The organism is Pseudoalteromonas pernae (genome assembly GCF_039831865.1).
Lineage (GTDB): Bacteria > Pseudomonadota > Gammaproteobacteria > Enterobacterales > Alteromonadaceae > Pseudoalteromonas > Pseudoalteromonas pernae.
Map to the genome: position 1 here is coordinate 365,307 of NZ_JBDODM010000003.1, position 18,110 is coordinate 383,416.

The window sequence follows — 18,110 nt, forward strand, 5'->3', positions numbered from 1 at the left end:
GCATACGTATTCACTTTAAATTTACATAATCGATTAAGTTTTTGCGAATTATTGAGCAAATGAGTTACTAAGGTCGAAAAAAGCGACTTCAAAATCGCCCAAAATGATATGCTACTGCCATATTTCTGCTACCAAACGTCAACATGCTTTTCTCTAAAAGAAACCAGTAATACTGCGCTTTGCGTAAGATTTTTTAAAAATCACTCAGGCTTATTTCATTATTCGTCAGTATTTTTTAATTTCAGTTAAGCTTTTCTCAATCGCTCTCCCTATAGTGGTCTTGAAGAACAAAGGCTGTAACGTTGCATTAAACGTCGACTCTCGAACAATAATTACAACAAGCGCAAGCTTCGGGGAGAACACCATGTCACACGCGTCTGCATACAAGCGCACCCACACACTACAAAACCCAAACAAGATAATGCGGGCATTATCTCAGGCAATGATTTCATCGTTGCTTATCGCTCCTTTGTGTATTAATGCAGCTGAGCAAGCACAAGAAAAAGAAAACGATCTTGAAGTGATCACCGTCACTTCGCAAAAACGGGTGCAAAACATCTTAAAGGTGCCAATCACGGTGGGCACTGTATCCGCAGACACCATTGAAGAAACCAGCTCACTGTTACTCAGTGATATCGACAAATTCATCCCTGGCTTCAATTTTAGTGATGACAGCATGACCCAATCGGGCGTGAGTATGCGCGGTATTTCCAGTCCGAATATCAGCGTTGGTGGCGACCCTTCATCTGCAACCTTTTATGATGATGTGTACATGCCACGCGCCGCACAAAACGTAATGTTTTCAGATATGGCGCGTATCGAAGTATTAAAAGGCCCACAAGGAACACTGTTTGGTCGCAATGCGGCAATGGGTGTGGTGAACATGGTGCCAAACGCACCGAGTGATGAGTTTGAAGGCTTTGCTAAAGCAACGCTTGGCACCGATAACCTACAACGCTACGAAGGCATGATAAATGTGCCACTTGCTGACGCTGTGTATATTCGCGCCAATGTATTGTCGAACAACCAAGACGGCTTCGTTGATAACGTAAACGATGGGCAGTGGAATGCAGATTTTAAGACATGGCAAATGGGCGAACGGGCACATAACGCCGCACGCATTGCCTTGTTGTGGGATATCAGCAGCCAAACTAATTTCCAGATCTCCTATGATTGGGACGATTTAGAGCAAGCACCATCAATGAATATTGGTATCAGTGAATATGCCTACAATGGCGGCGCTGATTACATGGGCTCAAAAGCGGATAACGATGTAAGAAATGGCGTTGAAGCACGCGACATGTATGGCGTTACCGCCAAACTGAATCACACTTTCAACGACGAGTGGTCGATGAAGTACGTATTAAGCTATCGCGATTGGGAAACTGAAAACCGCCAAGATGAAGATGGTACCGGTGACATCCGCCGTTACTTTGATACCTCAAACAACGAAGACTCGGATATCTTCTACACGGAGCTGCAACTCAACTATGTGAGTGACAAAATCAACGCGGTAGCAGGTTTTTCATACTCCAAAGAAGACGTAAGCCAAACGACCGAACTGAACATGACCACTGATACCTATGCAACCTTGGTTACGGGTGATTTGAATAAACAAATCGCTGCACTCACAGGTGGCATGGTGCCGAGCATGGAACACATGTGGAATGCCGATGAATGGGCAAACACTCTCAATATGCTTGGTTTAGGTGACGCGATTATGGCCGCCATAGGTATGGCCGGCGTGCCACTCAGCGCAGATATCGTCAATGCCACAGGCAACCTGACTTACGATATTGTCTCAACGCAGCTTCCTGCTCTGGCCAATCCGGGTGTTCCACCTGAGTTTTTACCCGCATACGTGCCTGAACTGTTCGGTCCTGAGTATCAAGGTCAGTTCTACCAAGAAACCGTAAACAACACGGGTGATTTCACTAACTGGGGGATATTCGCTGACATCGACTACGCCATTAACGACAAGTGGAACATCATAGCCGGTTTACGCTATTCCAAAGACAGCAAAGATTTCACTTGGTTTACACCAATTAATAACTTCTCTGGTGTGCCGATTAACAGCGTGGTGGCGATGCAAGGCGGTGCGCAGCTACCGTTAAATAACTTACTATTTGATGCTGTGAACTACGCTGCTTCAGATTCATGGAATAAACTCACAGGCCGCTTGGTTTCTAGCTACCAGCTAACTGACGACGACATGGTGTTTGCATCCTATTCAACAGGTTATAAATCAGGTGGTTACGACTCTTTAGGCGCGACAAGTGCAGGCGTTCCCATCGCTTTTGACCCAGAAGATACCACTAACTTTGAAGTGGGTTACAAAGGCATTTGGGCAGACAAAGTCGTGGCCAATATTAGCGCTTACTACTTAGAGTTAGAAAATCTACAAAACAGTATTTCATCGAAGCGCCCAGGTGATACCACAGCAATTCCATTGATCATCAGTGTCGATAAAGACATCGCCGGTATCGAGTTTGACCTCCGTTGGATGGCCACGAAGAGCTTAACGCTGGGTGTTGTTTCCGAAGTACGCTCAACCGATACCAAGACCCCGATGTTCTATAACAGCCAAGGTGATTTAATTGAGGCGCAAACGCGTTCAGACAATGCCGCTCTCAACTACACACTCATGCTTGATTGGATGCCAGATTTCGGTGTTGGCACAACCAATATGCACCTAGACTACGCCTTTGTTGAGAATAACAACGGTAATCAAGCTGGCTTGGAGGACTTCCGCGCGGGGATCCCTGAGTTTTACAAAGACGTTAAAGACTTAAACGCACGCATCTCATGGGCTAATGACGCAGACAGCCTTGAAATTGGCGTGTGGGGTAAAAACCTACTCGATGAGCGCCGTGTAGTCGGCTTTACTACCCTGACAGCCGATGTATTAGGCACGCCCGGTGTGCGTACTAATCGCGGTTTAGAAATGGGCGTCGATGTAAAATACTCGTTCTAATACAAACGGCTCAGGCCAAGGCTGCCCAGCTTGGCTTGAGCGTTTTTTTATGCTTTGATGGGGGTGTGTTTTGCAGTCCGACCCTAATGTCATTAATTTCATGGCCCAATTTTTTTCTCACTTCGCATTAGCGCAAATTACCTTGTGTGCGCTTCTGCTGTTTCCGCTTAGAAAGCAAAATCCGTCAATCAACTTGTTTGTTATCTTGATGCTTTGTGCGAGTGGGTACTTACTTAGTTCTTTGTTCTCGCCAGCCCCCTACTCTCTTTTAGGGTGGTTAACGCAGATCTTACTTAATGCCTTACCAGGCGTGTTCTGGTTAGTAAGCCTTAGCGTGTTTGGCGATCATACTAAACTGCGGCGCTGGCAATACGTAGTCGCTTCCCTCACCATGGCTGTGCCGCTAGCCAGTGCGCTCATTGAAGTCGTGTTCTCACTTAACATCAAAGATTACGTGGCTATTCACGGCTTATTGAAATATGGCATGCTGGCATTGGAGCTGGTACTCATTTGCCACGCCTTGGTGATTTCTATTACCTATTGGCGTGATGATTTAGTGCAGGAGCGTCGCTATATTCGCGGTGGCGTGATTGCGGTTTCTGCCTTATACATCATTGCTGTCATCGCCTTGGAACAGGTGCTTGATGTACAGTGGGATGGCCTCAACATTCTTATCAGCGTTTCTTTTGCAGCATTGATCACAGCAATTAATGTGCTGCTCTTCCAATTAAAAGAGTCCAGTCTGTTTGAGACGGTGAAAACACAGCAAGCCGTAGAGGAAGAAAAAGCGGCGCAACCGAAAAAGTCTCTAGACTTGGCGAGGGTTGTGCAATCAATGGAGCAAGACAAGCTCTACAGACAAGATGGTATTACCATTTCAGAACTCGCCAAGCATTTAGCTATCCATGAATATAAGCTGCGAAACCTTATCAACCAAGAACTAGGTTACCGCAACTTCAATGACTTCTTAAATCACTACCGCATTAAAGAAGTCACTGAGAGCTTATCGAGCACCGAATTTGATCATCTGCCTGTGCTCACACTGGCGCTGGAAAGTGGCTTTAGAAGCCTAAGCTCCTTTAACAAAGCCTTTAAGAACACCCACGGTATAACGCCTACGGCGTTTCGTAAGCAAGCGAGTTAAACCGGTTTAATACCGCTAGAGTCATTTCAAAATAGCCGCGTAAAGAGCATACGCGGCTGTTGTTACTACAAAGTAGCGGTTTGCTTCATGGCCAACTTTTCTTCAATCGCACTGAGCCTCGCTTTCGCGGACTTACTGTGCGGGTTGATGTCTAAGATGCGCTGATAATAGCTTTTCGCTTCTTTAAACTGCTCTAACACTTCATATGCCTCGGCCAAACTGCTCAAGTAATAGGTTTGCTCATCATTTTGTGAAATCGCAAACTTGAACACCGCAATTGCGTCCATTACACGGTTTTTTTCAAGCAATTTATTGCCCCACTCGACCAATATTTCCAAGTCAATCATCACACCGGTATCAGCCTGCGCTTGTGCAAACGTGGACGCAAAGTCATCAAAACCTTGTTTCTCAGTAAGCTTTAACAGGTATGCGCCGGGCTCAAATGCGAGGCGTTTGCTGGGGTCGTTGAAGTCTGGAATATAAAACGCGGCGATATCATCAACAAACTCAATAGGTAGTGAACCAATTAAGTTCGTTAATACAACAATAGATACGTCATCATCAGGGTAAGTGATCAGGGTCACAGCATTGCCACCACTAGCACTGACAGCGCGATGATACTTGCGTTGAATAACTTGAAAACCTAAGGCATACCCATTTTCTAGATTACTGAACCCTTCGGTGCGACCGTTATTTAATCTAACCGGCTGCCACAGTGTGTCGATATCTTGGACCAACTCACCTTGCTCCAAAGCAACAATGTATTTTGCCAGCTCTGATGCGGTTGTGCTCATGCCTGCTGCGGTTCTTAGCATATATGGAAACTCACCGTAAAAGTTTTGGTATTCACCATTACCCAAATACAGATACTGCCTCGCCTGATTGGGCACCATACGCTCTAAATAATCAAAACCAGCATCAGCCGTTTGCACCATACCCGTCGGTTTCAGCTGTTGTTTAGTGATGTATGCAGGAAAACCCTCAGGGACGTATTTATCAATCAACTTGCCTAAAATAACGTAACCCGTCTGGTTGTATGAAAAGCGGGAGTTGGGAGTAAATAGGAAATCACGCTTTTGCACTTCTTGCCACGATGCTTCAGCATCTCGATGCACAATAGTATCGACATTCACTGTAGACGACAAAATACGTGGCAACCCAGTCGTATGGCCCATTAGTTGCGTAATTTTAAGCGTATGCCAACGCTCGGGAAGCTCAGGTAAATGTTTACCAATTTCATCGTTAACATTCAGATGTCCTTGCTCAGCGAGTTGCATAATAGCAACACCTGTAAAGGCTTTGGTCATTGAGTTAATTGGGAAGAGCGTCGCATCCTGCACTGGCACTTTATGTTGCAAATCGGCGTAGCCGTAATTGCCTTTCTTGACGACTTTGCCACCTTTAACCACCGCCAATTGCAATCCTGGGATATGCTTTTGCTGCATGACCTCCTGAACAAATTCATCGACTGAGTCTGGCTTAGCCCACATAGAGAATGAGGCAAGCAACGACATAGTCGCGCAGATAGAAGCTAACAAGCGCCCTTTATTATTGTTTTTCATTGAACATCCATTACTTATCCATGTTGAGTTGTGTGCGATTCTAATGGAATTAGAGTTTCAACAAAAAAGTACTTTGTTTCAAAATGTTATACTGAGATTCAAGTAATTAGGTGACGCCATTTAGGTCACTTGCTAAGCAGTTTGGTTATGTTTTGGATAGGTAGAGTTAAAATTAAGCAAACGATCGCTTAGAGCCGATTCTAGATTGATTTAACGCTCATTTTCCCGCATGTTAACAATGAGTACTGAGTCTTCTAAACTTAACTCACTACGCGAACACCCAAAATGATTGGGGTCTAGTCACTAACGAAAGAAGCGATGCATGACAGAATCAGATTTAATCTCGCAGCTGGGGCAACGAAAACAACAACAAAGCGATCTCGTAAAAACGGTGCATGAGCACTATGGCGATTACGTGTTTGACTCAGAAGGTTCATTGCCCACAAGCGAGAGTGTGTATTTTCCGCTAAAAAGCGGTGTGCTTGAGGGGTATTGGCTAGATACAGACGTTGGCGATTATGCCAATCTCGTGGGTAGAACACTGGCGTCCATCGACGATTTATACTTTTTTGTCTTCACCCCGCAACAAATGCAGGACTTGGTGTTTAACGCTGAGGATGACGAGGAAGAGTAAGCGCACAGGAGAGCGCAAGCTCGCTGTTAAGAAGCGTTTAACCAACTTAACGTCATTACATAGCTAGAAGCCAGTTGATAAACTGCCTTGTTTCAATTGCATTGTCTAAACTCACGCTTTTGCGTGCCGTACTGTCGGTAAAAACCACACAGAATTTATTGACTGAAATAGTCGCGATTGGCGGCTGAGCATTAATAACAGCGCCATTAAATGTTTGTATCATATTTATAACTTAGTATTTTGAATTTTCGGTGTACTGTAAAACAATTAATGAAGGGTCGTTCAAGGAGAGAGTATTACGGTAACTAGAAGAAGGTTAGTCAGTTACTAACCTTCACGATATCAACTATTAAACAGGAACTACGTTCGCTGCTTGAGGTCCTTTTTGACCTTGTTCAATAGTGAACTGTACTTGCTGGCCTTCAGCAAGTGATTTGTAGCCTTCAGCTACGATAGAGCGAAAGTGAACGAATACATCGCTGCCACCTGCGCTTGGTGTTAGGAAACCAAAACCTTTATCTTCGTTAAACCACTTTACTACGCCAGTTACTGTATTAGACATATTTTAAAACCTTTTATTAATTAAATAAGTGATGACAAGTCATCGAATAGCATCAGAAAAACAGGTAAAACATTAACCAATAGAGCAAATGTAAATACTAGTTCGACTTAAGATTAATAAAAGAAGAAGCAGAGGTGCATAGTGCAGTAACAGGTAAAGCTTTAATTTTCCAAAGCCAGCGCAGAGTACGCTACATTCTCAGGAAAGTATATCTTTTTATCACTTTTGTTTGATTTTTATTCAGCGAAACAACCTAAAAATAAATCAAAGCTAATATTTTCAATAGCTTGCGTATTTACACTGAATTTAAATACTTTTCTCATCGCGCTCCTGTATTCCCTATAGAAGCGCAATTTGACCACTTCGCTAACGAATAAACAACTTGTAAAAAAGCTCATGGATACGTTTTCCGTAAGGAGGGTAAAGCAATTTACCGCCATTGAGTGCGCCGAGTTTGTGCACGGCTTTGGCTTTGGAAAAAGTTTGGAAACCTTCATAGCCATGGTAGTGCCCCATTCCCGACTCACCTATCCCACCAAACGGCAAATCAGCCTGCGCTAAATGCGTCATGGTGTTATTAATGCACACGCCGCCTGAGTGCGTGGTGTACAGCACTTGCTGTTGCTCACGCTTACTGTTGCTAAATAGATAAAGCGCCAGCGGACGCGGACGCGCATTCACGAATGCAATCGCCTGTTCGAGTGTTTGATAAGGAATAATGGGTAACAATGGGCCAAATATTTCTTCTGTCATAATGCGAATGTCGGTGGGCACATTTTCAATCAATACAGGTGGCATCTTTCGCGTCTCAGCAAATGACTCATTCGCTGGATTAACCGAGGTACACTTGGCACCGCTGAGCTTGGCGCCAGCTAATAACCCCTGCAAACGTTGATGTTGCGCTTCGTTGATTATTGCGCCGTAGTCAGGATTGTCTTTCACTCGCGGGTACATACGGGCAAAAGCATTTTTATACGCTTCGACAAATTCATGCGTTTTATGCTCTGGGCATAGCACGTAATCGGGTGCCACACAGGTTTGCCCTGCATTCAAAGACTTACCAAAGCAAATGCGCTCTGCTGCCATTTCTAAATCAACATGATCAGTAATGATCACTGGTGACTTACCGCCCAATTCCAGCGTCACAGGGGTAAGGTTTTCCGCCGCCGCTTTCATCACTCGCCGCCCTATTGCAGTCGAGCCTGTGAAAAACAAGTGATCAAAGGGCAACTGGGTGAATGCCGACGAAATCTCAACACCGCCCATAGTGATCGCCACTTTGCGCTCAGAAAACACTTTGGCCACCAAAAACTGCAAGCACTCATTAAACTTAGGTGTGTGTTCAGACAATTTAAGCAGCACGCTGTTACCCGCTGTTACTGCAGCAATAAGCGGGCTTAAGCTCAAAAACAAAGGATAATTCCACGGCACGATTACCCCCACTACGCCGAGTGGTTGGTAAACAACCTTGTTACTCGCGGGCAAAAATACCAAAGGGGTTTTACGGCGACTTGGTTTAGTCCATTTGCGGATATTGCTGAGCGCATTATCGATAGTTTCAACAAAGGTTAACAGCTCTGCCAAACGCGTATCATCGCCGCTGCGATGACTAAAATCCTCACTGATAGCGTGAATTATCTCGTCTTGGTGCGCCAAAACGACCTGTTTTAGGTGCTTTAACTGCTCTATGCGTTCATCAATCGGCGGATAAGGGTTGCCCTCAAAAGCAGCGCGCTGAGCGTCGAACAAGGCATGTAGGTGCTCAACGGGAGTATCCTGCTGGGAATGTAGTGTGTCTGTATCCATCAATGCTTTATTCATTATCTATACCGCTTGGTTGGTCGCCAATAAAAATGAGCAAGCCAAACGCTCAGGGGACGTTTGACTCGCTCAGCTCTGGTTCTGTATTACTTGGTTTGGGCCAACAGATAGTTCGCCACAGCTAGACGTGTTTCTTCATCTAGGTAGTTTTGCGGCGGCATCTCTGGGTAGTCCTCACGCTTTTTGGTTGGGTTAGCGATGAAATCCGCAATCCCTTGTGGGTTATCCATATACAGCGCCTGAATAATTTGCACCGGTGGGCCAATCATGCGTCCTGTGTAAGTATGGCAGCCAGCACACACACCGTTGTAAACAACTTTGCCGCGCTCAGAAGGGTCAATAACACGCGGTGGTACAGGTTCATCAAGCAAATAGGTAATGATATTGTGCGTATTAGTGAAGTCGCATTCGGCCCATGAATTTACACCAACGGTAACATAGCGATGGCGGTTGATGATGCAGCTGCCGTTCGACTTACCAACGCGAACGATATCCGGCTGGCCTTGTTTTAGCTCAGTCAGCATCAAGGCTTTAACTTCATCTATGGTGTCGTAACCATTGTGGTACATCATGTTGTTTAAGATTTTGATGCCATCTGGGTTGGGATCCGACTCGGGATCGGTAGTCACTCCAGGTGCGTTAGCATGGTCGGTGATAAGAATACCTGTGGTTTTATTGTCTTTGATCAGGTTGTTCTCAACCACCACGTCATCGGACGCCATAATCAAGATGCCCGTGCCCGATGGAATACTCGCCACCATAGAGCCCGGCGCGCCAAAGTTCACGTGGTTGTTGTCGTAAATAAAGTTGTTACGGATGATCACATCGTAGGTATTTTTTATAGGTAAACCTGGGGTGATAAACGCCAAGATACCGCCAGCGTTGTTATATACATTGTTGTTTTCAACAATGGCGTGACGTGAGTTTTCAATTTCAATCCCCGCCACATTCTCAAACACATCATTATGGGCAACATGAATGTTGTCACTCATACCCACATAAATTGCGGCATCTTCAATGCCTGAGATCACGTTGTATTCAACAATGCCATTCTTGCCAAGCTGAGGGAATATGCCGTAGACACCTGTGTCTTCGATAATGTTGTTGCGAATTTCAAAGTTATTGCCCGCTTGGCCCATCACCCCATTACCCTTGTATCGAGTGATCAAGAAATTCTCCACGACAAAGTTATTACCAGAATACAAAAACGCGTCGTTTAGCACGCCCTTACCATCGAGCATGGCACGTTTGCCATCTTTAATGACACCAATAATGCGGATGTCGTCTTTATCGATATATACAGTTTCATGGTAGGTCCCTGGCATAACCTGAATAGTGTCACCGGGTTTGGCCGCTTGCACCGCCGCCATAATACTGTCGCCATCATTGACCACATGAATTTCGCCCACTTCCGTGCGCTGTTGCACCGCTGATTTCTTGGTTGAAGTTTGCAGCTCTGCATCTTTGGCTTGGTCGTAGCCGCCACCGTAACTGGCACCGCTTGCAGTGTTGGTGATCACAGGTGCTGCATTTTGACTATTGCCGTAATACACCCCTGCGGCAAAGGCACCTGCTAGCAGCAGCACACCGATTACTTTTTTAGTCGCCATAGTTTTCTCCGCATTATCAGTTTGTTGTGATTCTTAGTTATTGTTTTTATGTGCTCGGCAAACACCTAGGGGGTTATTGCAATGCACGGCTTTTGGCATACTTTTCATCAACGACAGCCAACCCTGAAGGCACTTCCTCGGGGATCGGTGGCGTTAAACTTTCATCCGTTAGCGCCCCCATAAACTCCACCAGTAACTGCATTTCTTCATCGGTTAAATTAGGTTCTGAAATATGCCAATGCAGCAGCAAATCTTGATCTTCGGGTACTGAATTGCCACGCCCATCGTTATAAAATTTCACCGTATCGAGGAGGTTGTCGTAACGACCAGAGTGCATATAAGGCGCTGATTTAGTGATATTTCTAAGCGTTGGCACTTTAAAGCCGCCACGTAATTTAGGCGCGTTGTAGGTTTTCTCTGCGCCAATATCAAATGGCCGACCTTCTGGCTCTGGTGCACCAATCACCGCCACTTGGTTATTGGTAAAAAGCGGCGGTTGATGACACTCAGCACAACGGGCTACGAATGAACGAAACACATTCATTCCGGCAATTTCGCGAGGTGTCAGCGCCTCATGATAACCATGAGCGTATTGGTCATAGCGACTATTGAGTGAAATAAGCGAAGCTTGGAACGCTGCCAGCGCTGTGTATACCTGCGGTAATTGAATATCACTACTTTGCGCAAAATCATCGGCGAAGGCCTGGGCAAACAGGCTGTTGTACTGTTTATTGCCACGCAACGTTGTCAGCAATTGCTCTGGCGTATTGCCCATTTCTTTGGGGTCAAACAATGGGCCTACGGCTTGCTCTTCTAATGTTTTTGCGCGTGCATCCCAAAAGAACTTATCTACAAAAGCCACATTCCATAGCGTGGGGGCTGAGCGCGCTACCTTGTCACCCGTAATGCCGATACTGCGGTCTTCACCATCACTAAAGCCTTTGTCAGGTTGGTGACAACTGGCGCAAGATAAAGAGCCATCTTTAGATAAAATCGGATCAAAGAACAGATACCGACCTAAGTCGATTTGCGCAGGGGTAAAACCATCGCGATGTGGTGGTAAGTTCGTTTTGGTGCCGCCCAACCCTTTGTTTTGCACCGAGTCGTAAAATTGATATTGGGTTAGTAGTTTGCATACCCCAGTTTCAGTCAATTCGAAACTCGGTGGGCAACGTTGTGATAAGGAAAAGTGCTCAACGTCAAGATCTGCTGAAGTTAACACTGCGTGCTCATCAACTTCATAGAATTCAGGCTCTGGTGGCATGATACCGAGTGCATGCACTGCGGAGTAAAAACCAAACAACGCAATGCTAACAGCGAAAAACAGCACCCACTTCTTCATCGCCAATTACTCCTGAACCGCGATGTAATGCAAAATGTCGTCGAGTTCTTTACCAGAGGTCGTTTTAGCCATCATCGCCATTTGCCGACCGTATTTATCTTCGCTGTGCGTACCGCGCAACCCCGTTGCAAAGTTGTGCATTTGTCTTTTCAGATAATCAATATCCTGACCAGCGAGACGCGGTGCATTAAAAGCCTCATTACCCTGCGCTTGGCCACCATGACAGGCGCCGCATTTACCTTGGTAGTAACGAGTGCCATTGGTTAAATCACCTTGAGTTTGTTGCGCTACATTCACGGGAGTGAGATTGGCCAAATAGGCAACGAGCACTGGGATGTCTTTGTCTTTATCCAGCCCTTTTGTCATCGCCTGCATCTGCTGGCCTAGTGTGTCTTGTGAGTCACTGCCGCGTATACCAGAGTGAAAGTTAACTAATTGACGCGCCAGATACGTTTGCGAAAGCCCCGCAATAGCTGGTGCATTGAGCGAGGGATTTCCTTCACCCGATGCGCCGTGACATGCCGCACATTGTTGATACTGTGCTGGCGATTTAATCTGCTGAGCATTGGCGATAGGAGAAAAAGCCACATTGAAAAATAATACTGATGTTACAGCAACGACCGCCCTCATTGTTGCAACATAGTCGGTGTAGAGTTGGCGCGCAGATGAAAAGAAACAACGCATAGTAAAGTACACTCAGAAGTTACGGTGACCCCACTATAGAAAGCGCGCTTGAAAATAGCTGACGAATTCCAAAAAAAGTCTGACGAATTCTAAAAATTGCGTAACGGATTACTTTAAAAACTAAAATAGCCTTTAAAAATCATAATATTATGATTTTTACTTTTGGCATTATTCGGCAGGGGGAAATAACAGAGTATGGGATGGCGGCTCAGATGTACTCGTATTTTGAACGTGTTTTTAAGTCAAAGCTGCCTAAAAGAAACTCACCAACATCAGTACTGCGATGATTATCGTTGCCCACAGAAAGTATTTTCCAAGCGTATGGTGTCCTTGATGCTCGCGTTCGCGCTGCGATTTTAATCGAGAAAGGCCCTGCTCATCTAAGTGACCACAATGTTCACACTGTGGCAGTTTGGCGGTGTACTGCAAACCACATCGAGAACAACGCTTCTTTTTTGGCTGCATTAAGCGCCACGCTAAATTGTGAATCATCTATCGCTTCCTTTGCGTTTTGGCAATTGCGCACTCAGATTAGCAAAGGAAGATAAAATCCCTAAATATTTTTTATCCGAAAAAGAACTGTGACAATGGGTGCTAGCAACACGAAATGCTGGCACCCGTGCGAGAAGTTATTTTGGCAAAATAGCGAATGAGTTTACCGCCATGCCAGTGGCGCCGCGAACGCGAGGCGGATTCATCACCAGCATAAACTCGAAGTTCTTTGCGCTAGCGAGCGCTGCACTTAGCGCTTCAAGGTTCATGTTTTCAACAATGTAGATACCGTTATCTGCTAGCAAAATTCGGTGCGCAGGGAAAATGGTGCCAGACTCCGGAACCACTTCGTAGCTTAATTGATCTGCGCCCGTCAGAAAAATATCTTTTTGTGCCAACCAGGTTGCCGCTTGTGCACCTGGGCCTGGACGCAAGCCCATGTATTTTTGTGCATCGTCATTAAAAAACTGGCCAAATCCAGTGCGAATAAGCACCGACATACCCGCTTCAATCGTCACTTTCTGCGCTTTTGCTGTTTCTTCTAGGTCTTGCACAGTAATTTCATAGCCCGGTGCTAAGTGATCAACGCCCTTGTAGCGCGCGACATCAAGTAACACTGCGCGGTTTAGTAAGCGTTCAGTTGGGTATTCTTCAATGCCTAATGACTTTAATCCGCGTGCCCCTTCGATTTCCTCGGTACTGATACCACCAAACGCTTGACCATTGTGGCCAATATGGCCGATCGCATCAATGTTTGGCGCCCCATGCTGACCACTGAAGTACATCATATCAGCAGCAAACGACAACTCAGGGATCATCCCTGCGGTGTCTTTGTGGCTATCAACCATACCCATGGTATAAGGCGGGTTAAAGCTCAATAGCGGAGAGTTAGCATCCCATACATGGTTTAACTCAATCACTTGTGCAGACGACAGCTGCTCCATAAGTCCATTGTTGGCAGCGCACGCTGAAGTGGTCGTCGCCATTGCCAACACAGCCGCAAGCCACGCGCTGCGCTTAACTTTATTAAATAGGTTCATTTATCAATCCCTTAAGACGTTGTTATTCGGACATTTGCGGGCAAGTATAAGCTAAAGCATCTCACAACATGTAAATAAAACGTAAATTAGATTCGTTAAGGGATGTAAACATTACCATCCATTGGTACTGAAGCAGCACGGCTTAGTCTCAACCACATAGGCCCGATTTCTGCGCAGTGCCAATCTGTGCTACATTTGCCGCGTTTTTCACCATATTGAGGCGGCTGTCGCAATGCTTGCGATTATTCTTGTTTTTCTAAGCGCATTTTTACTATTCCAAGTGCAACCCATCATGGCCAAAATGCTATTGCCAAGCTTTGGCGGTGGCACGCAAGTTTGGACAGCTTGCTTGTTGTTTTTCCAAACATTTTTACTTGCGAGTTATGGTTACGCACACCTTATTTCCAGCCGCTTGGCGCTCAAAAAGCAGTTTGTCGTACACGCGGGTGTGCTACTGGCTGGCGCTGCCGCATTGCCCATTGGCACGCAGATGCTGCAAGCGCAAAGCGAGACTCCCGCGTTGAGTGTGCTTATTCAGTTGGCAATGGCCGTGGGATTGCCCTACTTCGCTTTAGCAGCAACCGCTCCGTTAATGCAAAGTTGGCAAGCTAAAGTAGACAATGAGCATGCTTACAAGCTCTACAGCTACTCCAACATCGGCTCCTTCTTGGCATTATTATCTTACCCTTTTGCCCTCGAGCCTTGGCTTGGATTATCAGAGCAATCATGGCTCTGGAGTGGTGTATTCATTGCGTTCGCTGCGACGTTTTATGGCTACATGGCACATTTTTACAAACGCGCAAAGCAACTAGGTAGCACAGAACAAAGTGCATTTCGTGGCGGTGTACACCGCCACTGGTTATTATGGCTAGGACTCAGTGCTTGCGGTGTAATGGTGCTCACGGCAAGCACAAATGCCATGACACAAAACATTGCGCCCGTGCCATTTTTATGGATTTTGCCACTGGCGCTGTATTTGCTGACATTCGTGTTGTGTTTCCACTCGCCAAGAGCCTATCATCGACTGTTTTGGCTCGCGACCTTGGCAGTTTCTGTGTTTATTGCCTGCTTCTTGTTCTTCATCGGCAGTCAATTCGATATCGTCAGCCAAGTGATTCTCTATTCCTTGGTGCTGTTTGCCGCCTGTATGATTTGCCACGGAGAGCTAGTTCGCGCCAAACCAAGTACACAATTCCTCACCCAATTCTATTTAGTGATGGCGTTAGGTGGAGCCCTTGGCACCGCAGTAATTACCTTTGTTGCCCCACAAGTATTCACACTCTACTACGAATATCCGTTAGCTATCGGTGCCGCCTTGGTGCTGTTCGCTACAGGTATTTGGCTCGATAAAAACTCGCCTAAACGCACCCTTTTGAGCGCCAGCGCACTGAGTTGCGCCGTGCTCGCCGCTGGCTTGTTTGTGTGGCTCGATGGCCAGTTTAAAAGTAACGACATTGAACGCCTGCGTAACTTCTATGGCCTACTAACCGTTACCGAAGTAAACATTGAAGGGCGCACAGAGCGCCGTTTGATTGATGGCACGACGACACACGGTGTGGAAGTACTTGAAGGCGCAGGTAAAGGCGAACCACAAAGTTATTACCGCCCAGAAACCTTGGTCGGCCACTTATTGCAAGACTTACCTAATGGTTCTCATGTTGGTTTTATTGGCTTGGGTGCAGGGACGCTGGCAGCCTATGGTAAAAGCCAAGACACTTATACCTTCTACGAGCTAAACCCGAATGTACTCACGACCGCTCAGGCGCAGTTTAGTTACTTGAATACCTCGCAAGCGGCACTGGAATACCACTTGGGTGATGGCCGAGTTACGCTTAGCGCTCAGCAGCAACAAGGGCAAGAACATGGCTTTGATGCACTGATATTGGATGCTTTCAGCGGGGATGCGATTCCCATGCATTTGCTCACGCAAGAAGCAATTGCACTCTATCTAACCCAGCTAAAAGACGACGGTGTATTGGCGGTGCATATCTCCAACACCCACTTGGACCTTACCCCGTTGATGCGTGGGCTCGCACAGCAATTCGATTTAGCCATTGTCTACGGTGAAGCCAAAGCCCAACAAAGTCATGGTCATGATGTACGTTGGGTATTGCTTAGCCAAGACCACGCGCGCTTAAGTGCTTACCGCAGAATTCAGTCGCCATGGCCAAGCGCCACCGCCACCTTTGTGTGGCGCGATGACTACAGCAACCTGCTGCAAGCCATGAAGTTTATGGGTGAGTAGGCTTGTTTAATATTTAGTGGCGCAGGGCTAACAAAGACTGCGTCATTGTTTTATTTATCGCTTTTACTTCATTTTCAGAAAAGAGATGTCTAGTTGTTTGGGGGAAGATCAATTTCAAGTACACGTTGCTTTTACTCGCAAACCAAATAAAAAGAACATGTACTCCATTTCTTTTTAAGGTGGCTGTCCTGTTTAAGCCTGTCCTGTTTAAGCCTGTTCTTAACCAGTATCAGTTGGTTTATGCGGGTGCTCAACGAGGATATTGCCCGACAAGCTAATAAAGAAGATAACTGCACCGGTCACTTTTGGGAAGGTAGATTCAAATCCCAAGCCCTGCTAGATGAAGCAGCGCTCGCCGCATGCTTAGCCTATGTCGATTTAAATCCCATTCGCGCGAAAATGGCTGAACTGCCTGAAAAATCAGAGTTTACCAGTGCCAAAGTGCGTATTGAGGCAGCCAAAGAAACAAAACAACCAAAAAGCCTTCTTCGCTTTGCCGGCAACCCGCGCAAACATATGCCCAAAGGACTGCCATTTGAGCTCTGTACTTACCTCGAGCTCCTTGATTGGACTGGCCGTTGTATGCGAGAAGATAAACGCGGAGCTATTCCCGATGCAGCACGCCCTATATTGGAACGCCTCGATATCAGCCATGATAACTGGCTCAAACTAACCACCACTTTGACTAAGGTATTTAAAAATGTCGTTGGCAAAGAGTCTGCAATCACCACCTACGCCAACCATATGCATCGACAGCGACGAAGTTGCCTTAATAACAGCAAAGCCTTATTTGCTTAACTCATAGACCACTACAGATTTCATAATGAGCCAACCCGCTTTGGCCAACCTATGTCTGAAATTCGTAAAAACAGATATTTCAGGTGAATTAACCGTTTGCTTTAACCACATTGAGTACAAAAACACGCGTTTTTACCAGCAAACCAAAGAGAAAAGTCATGAACTTTTTTCTTTTTAAGATGGCTGTCTTGTTTAGTTTAGCTGGAGTTGACCAGAACAGCCATCAAACAACGAACAGACAGGATAAAAGCAACAACAGCTATCAGACTATTTTTGAAAAATGGGTCTGAGGGCTAAAAAGAGCTTGCATCAGCGGGAGCGTCCATATATGTCTTGGTTATTTGCTTCTACTATGTCGAAGCAGCTCCCCTAACTCCTCAGCAGAATATTTATACCCCTTCTTCTTTTTATAAGAAACCACCTCAAGATTCGGAAACTCCATAAAGTCTTCTACATCTTTATCGAGAATTTTTGTTTGCTGTCCAAGAACAATTTTCTTCAAGGTAGGTTTGGGTAGGCATCGCAATGACCTCAACTCTTTGTTCTCAAAAAATAGCTCTTCTAAATTTGATATTTTTTTTAGAACAGCTTCATACTCGATTGAATTACAGCTTTCAATTTGTAAACATTTTAAATTCTTACATAATTCCAACTCTGAAACATCCTGTAATTTTCTCATATTCCATAGGCTAAGCTCACGTAAATTAGTGAACCGCTTAAGTCCATGCAAACTAGTTAAAGAGCCCGTAAGACCAAGTGTACTTAGATTACTGGCTGTCTCCTCGCAAAAATCTAACAGCTGTCCTGAAAACTTTGACAAACTAAGGCTTCTTAGCTTTAAGCGGGACGAAATAATTCCCTTGGAGGTAGCGCACCAATCTATTTCACAATGGGAAAGTGCTTTCAATTTCGAAAAGTCGATACTCCCTTTTATTTTTCCCTTTATCGATAATGAATCGATAGAACTCAACATGCTGACCCAAGATACATTTTGAGCTTCAGAGCATTGAAGTTTCATTTCTCCATGAATGCATTCGAGAGGAAGCTTAACCATCTCTTCAAAATTACCATAGTAAAGCCAAAGACAATCATATTCATTTTTAAGAATCTTTTCGATTGCAGGCTTTGTCAGTCCATTTCTGAGAATTAGCGTTCTCTTTCCGTTAGAAAGGACCTCAGAATAAACATCATTAGAAATCATT

Annotated in this window: 14 protein-coding genes and 1 pseudogene; 5 read left to right on the forward strand and 10 right to left on the reverse strand. The window is 45.4% G+C overall.

The window, feature by feature from the left end:
* Positions 1 to 364 precede the first annotated feature (364 nt).
* Together V1358_RS09630 and V1358_RS09635 are read left to right on the forward strand one after the other, a co-directional pair.
* On the forward strand, positions 365 to 2,974 hold the full coding sequence (locus tag V1358_RS09630) for a TonB-dependent receptor (protein WP_347393397.1): 2,610 nt from the start codon (positions 365 to 367) through the stop codon (positions 2,972 to 2,974).
* Positions 2,975 to 3,074: 100 nt separating this feature from the next.
* Positions 3,075 to 4,118, forward strand: a complete 1,044-nt coding sequence (locus V1358_RS09635) for a helix-turn-helix domain-containing protein (RefSeq protein ID WP_347393398.1) — start codon at positions 3,075 to 3,077, stop codon at positions 4,116 to 4,118.
* Positions 4,119 to 4,183: 65 nt separating this feature from the next.
* Here V1358_RS09635 and V1358_RS09640 read toward each other — a convergent pair whose 3' ends face one another.
* A complete protein-coding gene (locus V1358_RS09640) occupies positions 4,184 to 5,680 on the reverse strand; it encodes a serine hydrolase domain-containing protein (protein WP_347393399.1) in 1,497 nt (498 codons plus the stop codon).
* 322 nt (positions 5,681 to 6,002) lie between these two features.
* Here V1358_RS09640 and V1358_RS09645 point away from each other — a divergent pair, with 322 nt between their 5' ends.
* Positions 6,003 to 6,314: a hypothetical protein gene (locus tag V1358_RS09645; RefSeq protein ID WP_347389774.1), complete on the forward strand. Its 312-nt coding sequence runs from the start codon at positions 6,003 to 6,005 to the stop codon at positions 6,312 to 6,314.
* 55 nt (positions 6,315 to 6,369) lie between these two features.
* Here V1358_RS09645 and V1358_RS09650 read toward each other — a convergent pair whose 3' ends face one another.
* From V1358_RS09650 to V1358_RS09685, 8 genes are all read right to left on the reverse strand, one after another.
* Positions 6,370 to 6,537, reverse strand: coding sequence for a hypothetical protein (locus V1358_RS09650; protein ID WP_347389775.1), 168 nt, complete (start codon positions 6,535 to 6,537; stop codon positions 6,370 to 6,372).
* Between the two features lie 126 nt (positions 6,538 to 6,663).
* Entirely contained in the window at positions 6,664 to 6,876 is a 213-nt protein-coding gene (gene cspE / locus V1358_RS09655; protein WP_347389776.1) for a transcription antiterminator/RNA stability regulator CspE, read from the reverse strand.
* A 366-nt stretch (positions 6,877 to 7,242) separates the two neighbouring features.
* Entirely contained in the window at positions 7,243 to 8,697 is a 1,455-nt protein-coding gene (locus V1358_RS09660) for a coniferyl aldehyde dehydrogenase (protein WP_347393400.1), read from the reverse strand.
* Positions 8,698 to 8,783: 86 nt separating this feature from the next.
* Positions 8,784 to 10,307, reverse strand: coding sequence for a parallel beta-helix domain-containing protein (locus V1358_RS09665; RefSeq protein WP_347393401.1), 1,524 nt, complete (start codon positions 10,305 to 10,307; stop codon positions 8,784 to 8,786).
* Positions 10,308 to 10,380: 73 nt separating this feature from the next.
* Positions 10,381 to 11,649: a cytochrome-c peroxidase gene (locus V1358_RS09670; RefSeq protein ID WP_347393402.1), complete on the reverse strand. Its 1,269-nt coding sequence runs from the start codon at positions 11,647 to 11,649 to the stop codon at positions 10,381 to 10,383.
* A 6-nt stretch (positions 11,650 to 11,655) separates the two neighbouring features.
* Positions 11,656 to 12,333: a c-type cytochrome gene (locus tag V1358_RS09675; RefSeq protein ID WP_347393403.1), complete on the reverse strand. Its 678-nt coding sequence runs from the start codon at positions 12,331 to 12,333 to the stop codon at positions 11,656 to 11,658.
* A gap of 252 nt (positions 12,334 to 12,585) precedes the next feature.
* Positions 12,586 to 12,825, reverse strand: a complete 240-nt coding sequence (locus V1358_RS09680) for a hypothetical protein (RefSeq protein WP_347389781.1) — start codon at positions 12,823 to 12,825, stop codon at positions 12,586 to 12,588.
* 137 nt (positions 12,826 to 12,962) lie between these two features.
* Positions 12,963 to 13,865 (reverse strand): cyclase family protein, encoded by a 903-nt coding sequence (locus V1358_RS09685; protein WP_347393404.1) that lies wholly within the window; start codon positions 13,863 to 13,865, stop codon positions 12,963 to 12,965.
* Positions 13,866 to 14,097: 232 nt separating this feature from the next.
* Here V1358_RS09685 and V1358_RS09690 point away from each other — a divergent pair, with 232 nt between their 5' ends.
* Positions 14,098 to 16,110, forward strand: coding sequence for a fused MFS/spermidine synthase (locus tag V1358_RS09690; RefSeq protein ID WP_347393405.1), 2,013 nt, complete (start codon positions 14,098 to 14,100; stop codon positions 16,108 to 16,110).
* Positions 16,111 to 16,329: 219 nt separating this feature from the next.
* Positions 16,330 to 16,908: pseudogene (locus V1358_RS09695) on the forward strand (transposase); the annotation flags it as partial.
* A gap of 337 nt (positions 16,909 to 17,245) precedes the next feature.
* Here V1358_RS09695 and V1358_RS09700 read toward each other — a convergent pair.
* Positions 17,246 to 18,109, reverse strand: coding sequence for a hypothetical protein (locus V1358_RS09700; RefSeq protein ID WP_347393406.1), 864 nt, complete (start codon positions 18,107 to 18,109; stop codon positions 17,246 to 17,248).
* Between the last annotated feature and the right edge of the window lies 1 nt (position 18,110).

Excerpts from the sequence above, each read along its gene's own strand:
- V1358_RS09665 (WP_347393401.1), bottom strand. The coding sequence starts at position 10,307 with ATGGCGACTAAAAAAGTAATCGGTGTGCTGCTGCTAGCAGGTGCCTTT.
- V1358_RS09660 (WP_347393400.1), bottom strand. The coding sequence starts at position 8,697 with ATGAATAAAGCATTGATGGATACAGACACACTACATTCCCAGCAGGAT.
- V1358_RS09645 (WP_347389774.1), top strand. The coding sequence starts at position 6,003 with ATGACAGAATCAGATTTAATCTCGCAGCTGGGGCAACGAAAACAACAA.
- V1358_RS09675 (WP_347393403.1), bottom strand. The coding sequence starts at position 12,333 with ATGCGTTGTTTCTTTTCATCTGCGCGCCAACTCTACACCGACTATGTT.
- V1358_RS09700 (WP_347393406.1), bottom strand. The coding sequence starts at position 18,109 with ATGATTTCTAATGATGTTTATTCTGAGGTCCTTTCTAACGGAAAGAGA.
- V1358_RS09630 (WP_347393397.1), top strand. The coding sequence starts at position 365 with ATGTCACACGCGTCTGCATACAAGCGCACCCACACACTACAAAACCCA.
- V1358_RS09650 (WP_347389775.1), bottom strand. The coding sequence starts at position 6,537 with ATGATACAAACATTTAATGGCGCTGTTATTAATGCTCAGCCGCCAATC.
- cspE (WP_347389776.1), bottom strand. The coding sequence starts at position 6,876 with ATGTCTAATACAGTAACTGGCGTAGTAAAGTGGTTTAACGAAGATAAA.
- V1358_RS09685 (WP_347393404.1), bottom strand. The coding sequence starts at position 13,865 with ATGAACCTATTTAATAAAGTTAAGCGCAGCGCGTGGCTTGCGGCTGTG.
- V1358_RS09640 (WP_347393399.1), bottom strand. The coding sequence starts at position 5,680 with ATGAAAAACAATAATAAAGGGCGCTTGTTAGCTTCTATCTGCGCGACT.
- V1358_RS09690 (WP_347393405.1), top strand. The coding sequence starts at position 14,098 with ATGCTTGCGATTATTCTTGTTTTTCTAAGCGCATTTTTACTATTCCAA.
- V1358_RS09635 (WP_347393398.1), top strand. The coding sequence starts at position 3,075 with ATGGCCCAATTTTTTTCTCACTTCGCATTAGCGCAAATTACCTTGTGT.
- V1358_RS09670 (WP_347393402.1), bottom strand. The coding sequence starts at position 11,649 with ATGAAGAAGTGGGTGCTGTTTTTCGCTGTTAGCATTGCGTTGTTTGGT.
- V1358_RS09680 (WP_347389781.1), bottom strand. The coding sequence starts at position 12,825 with ATGATTCACAATTTAGCGTGGCGCTTAATGCAGCCAAAAAAGAAGCGT.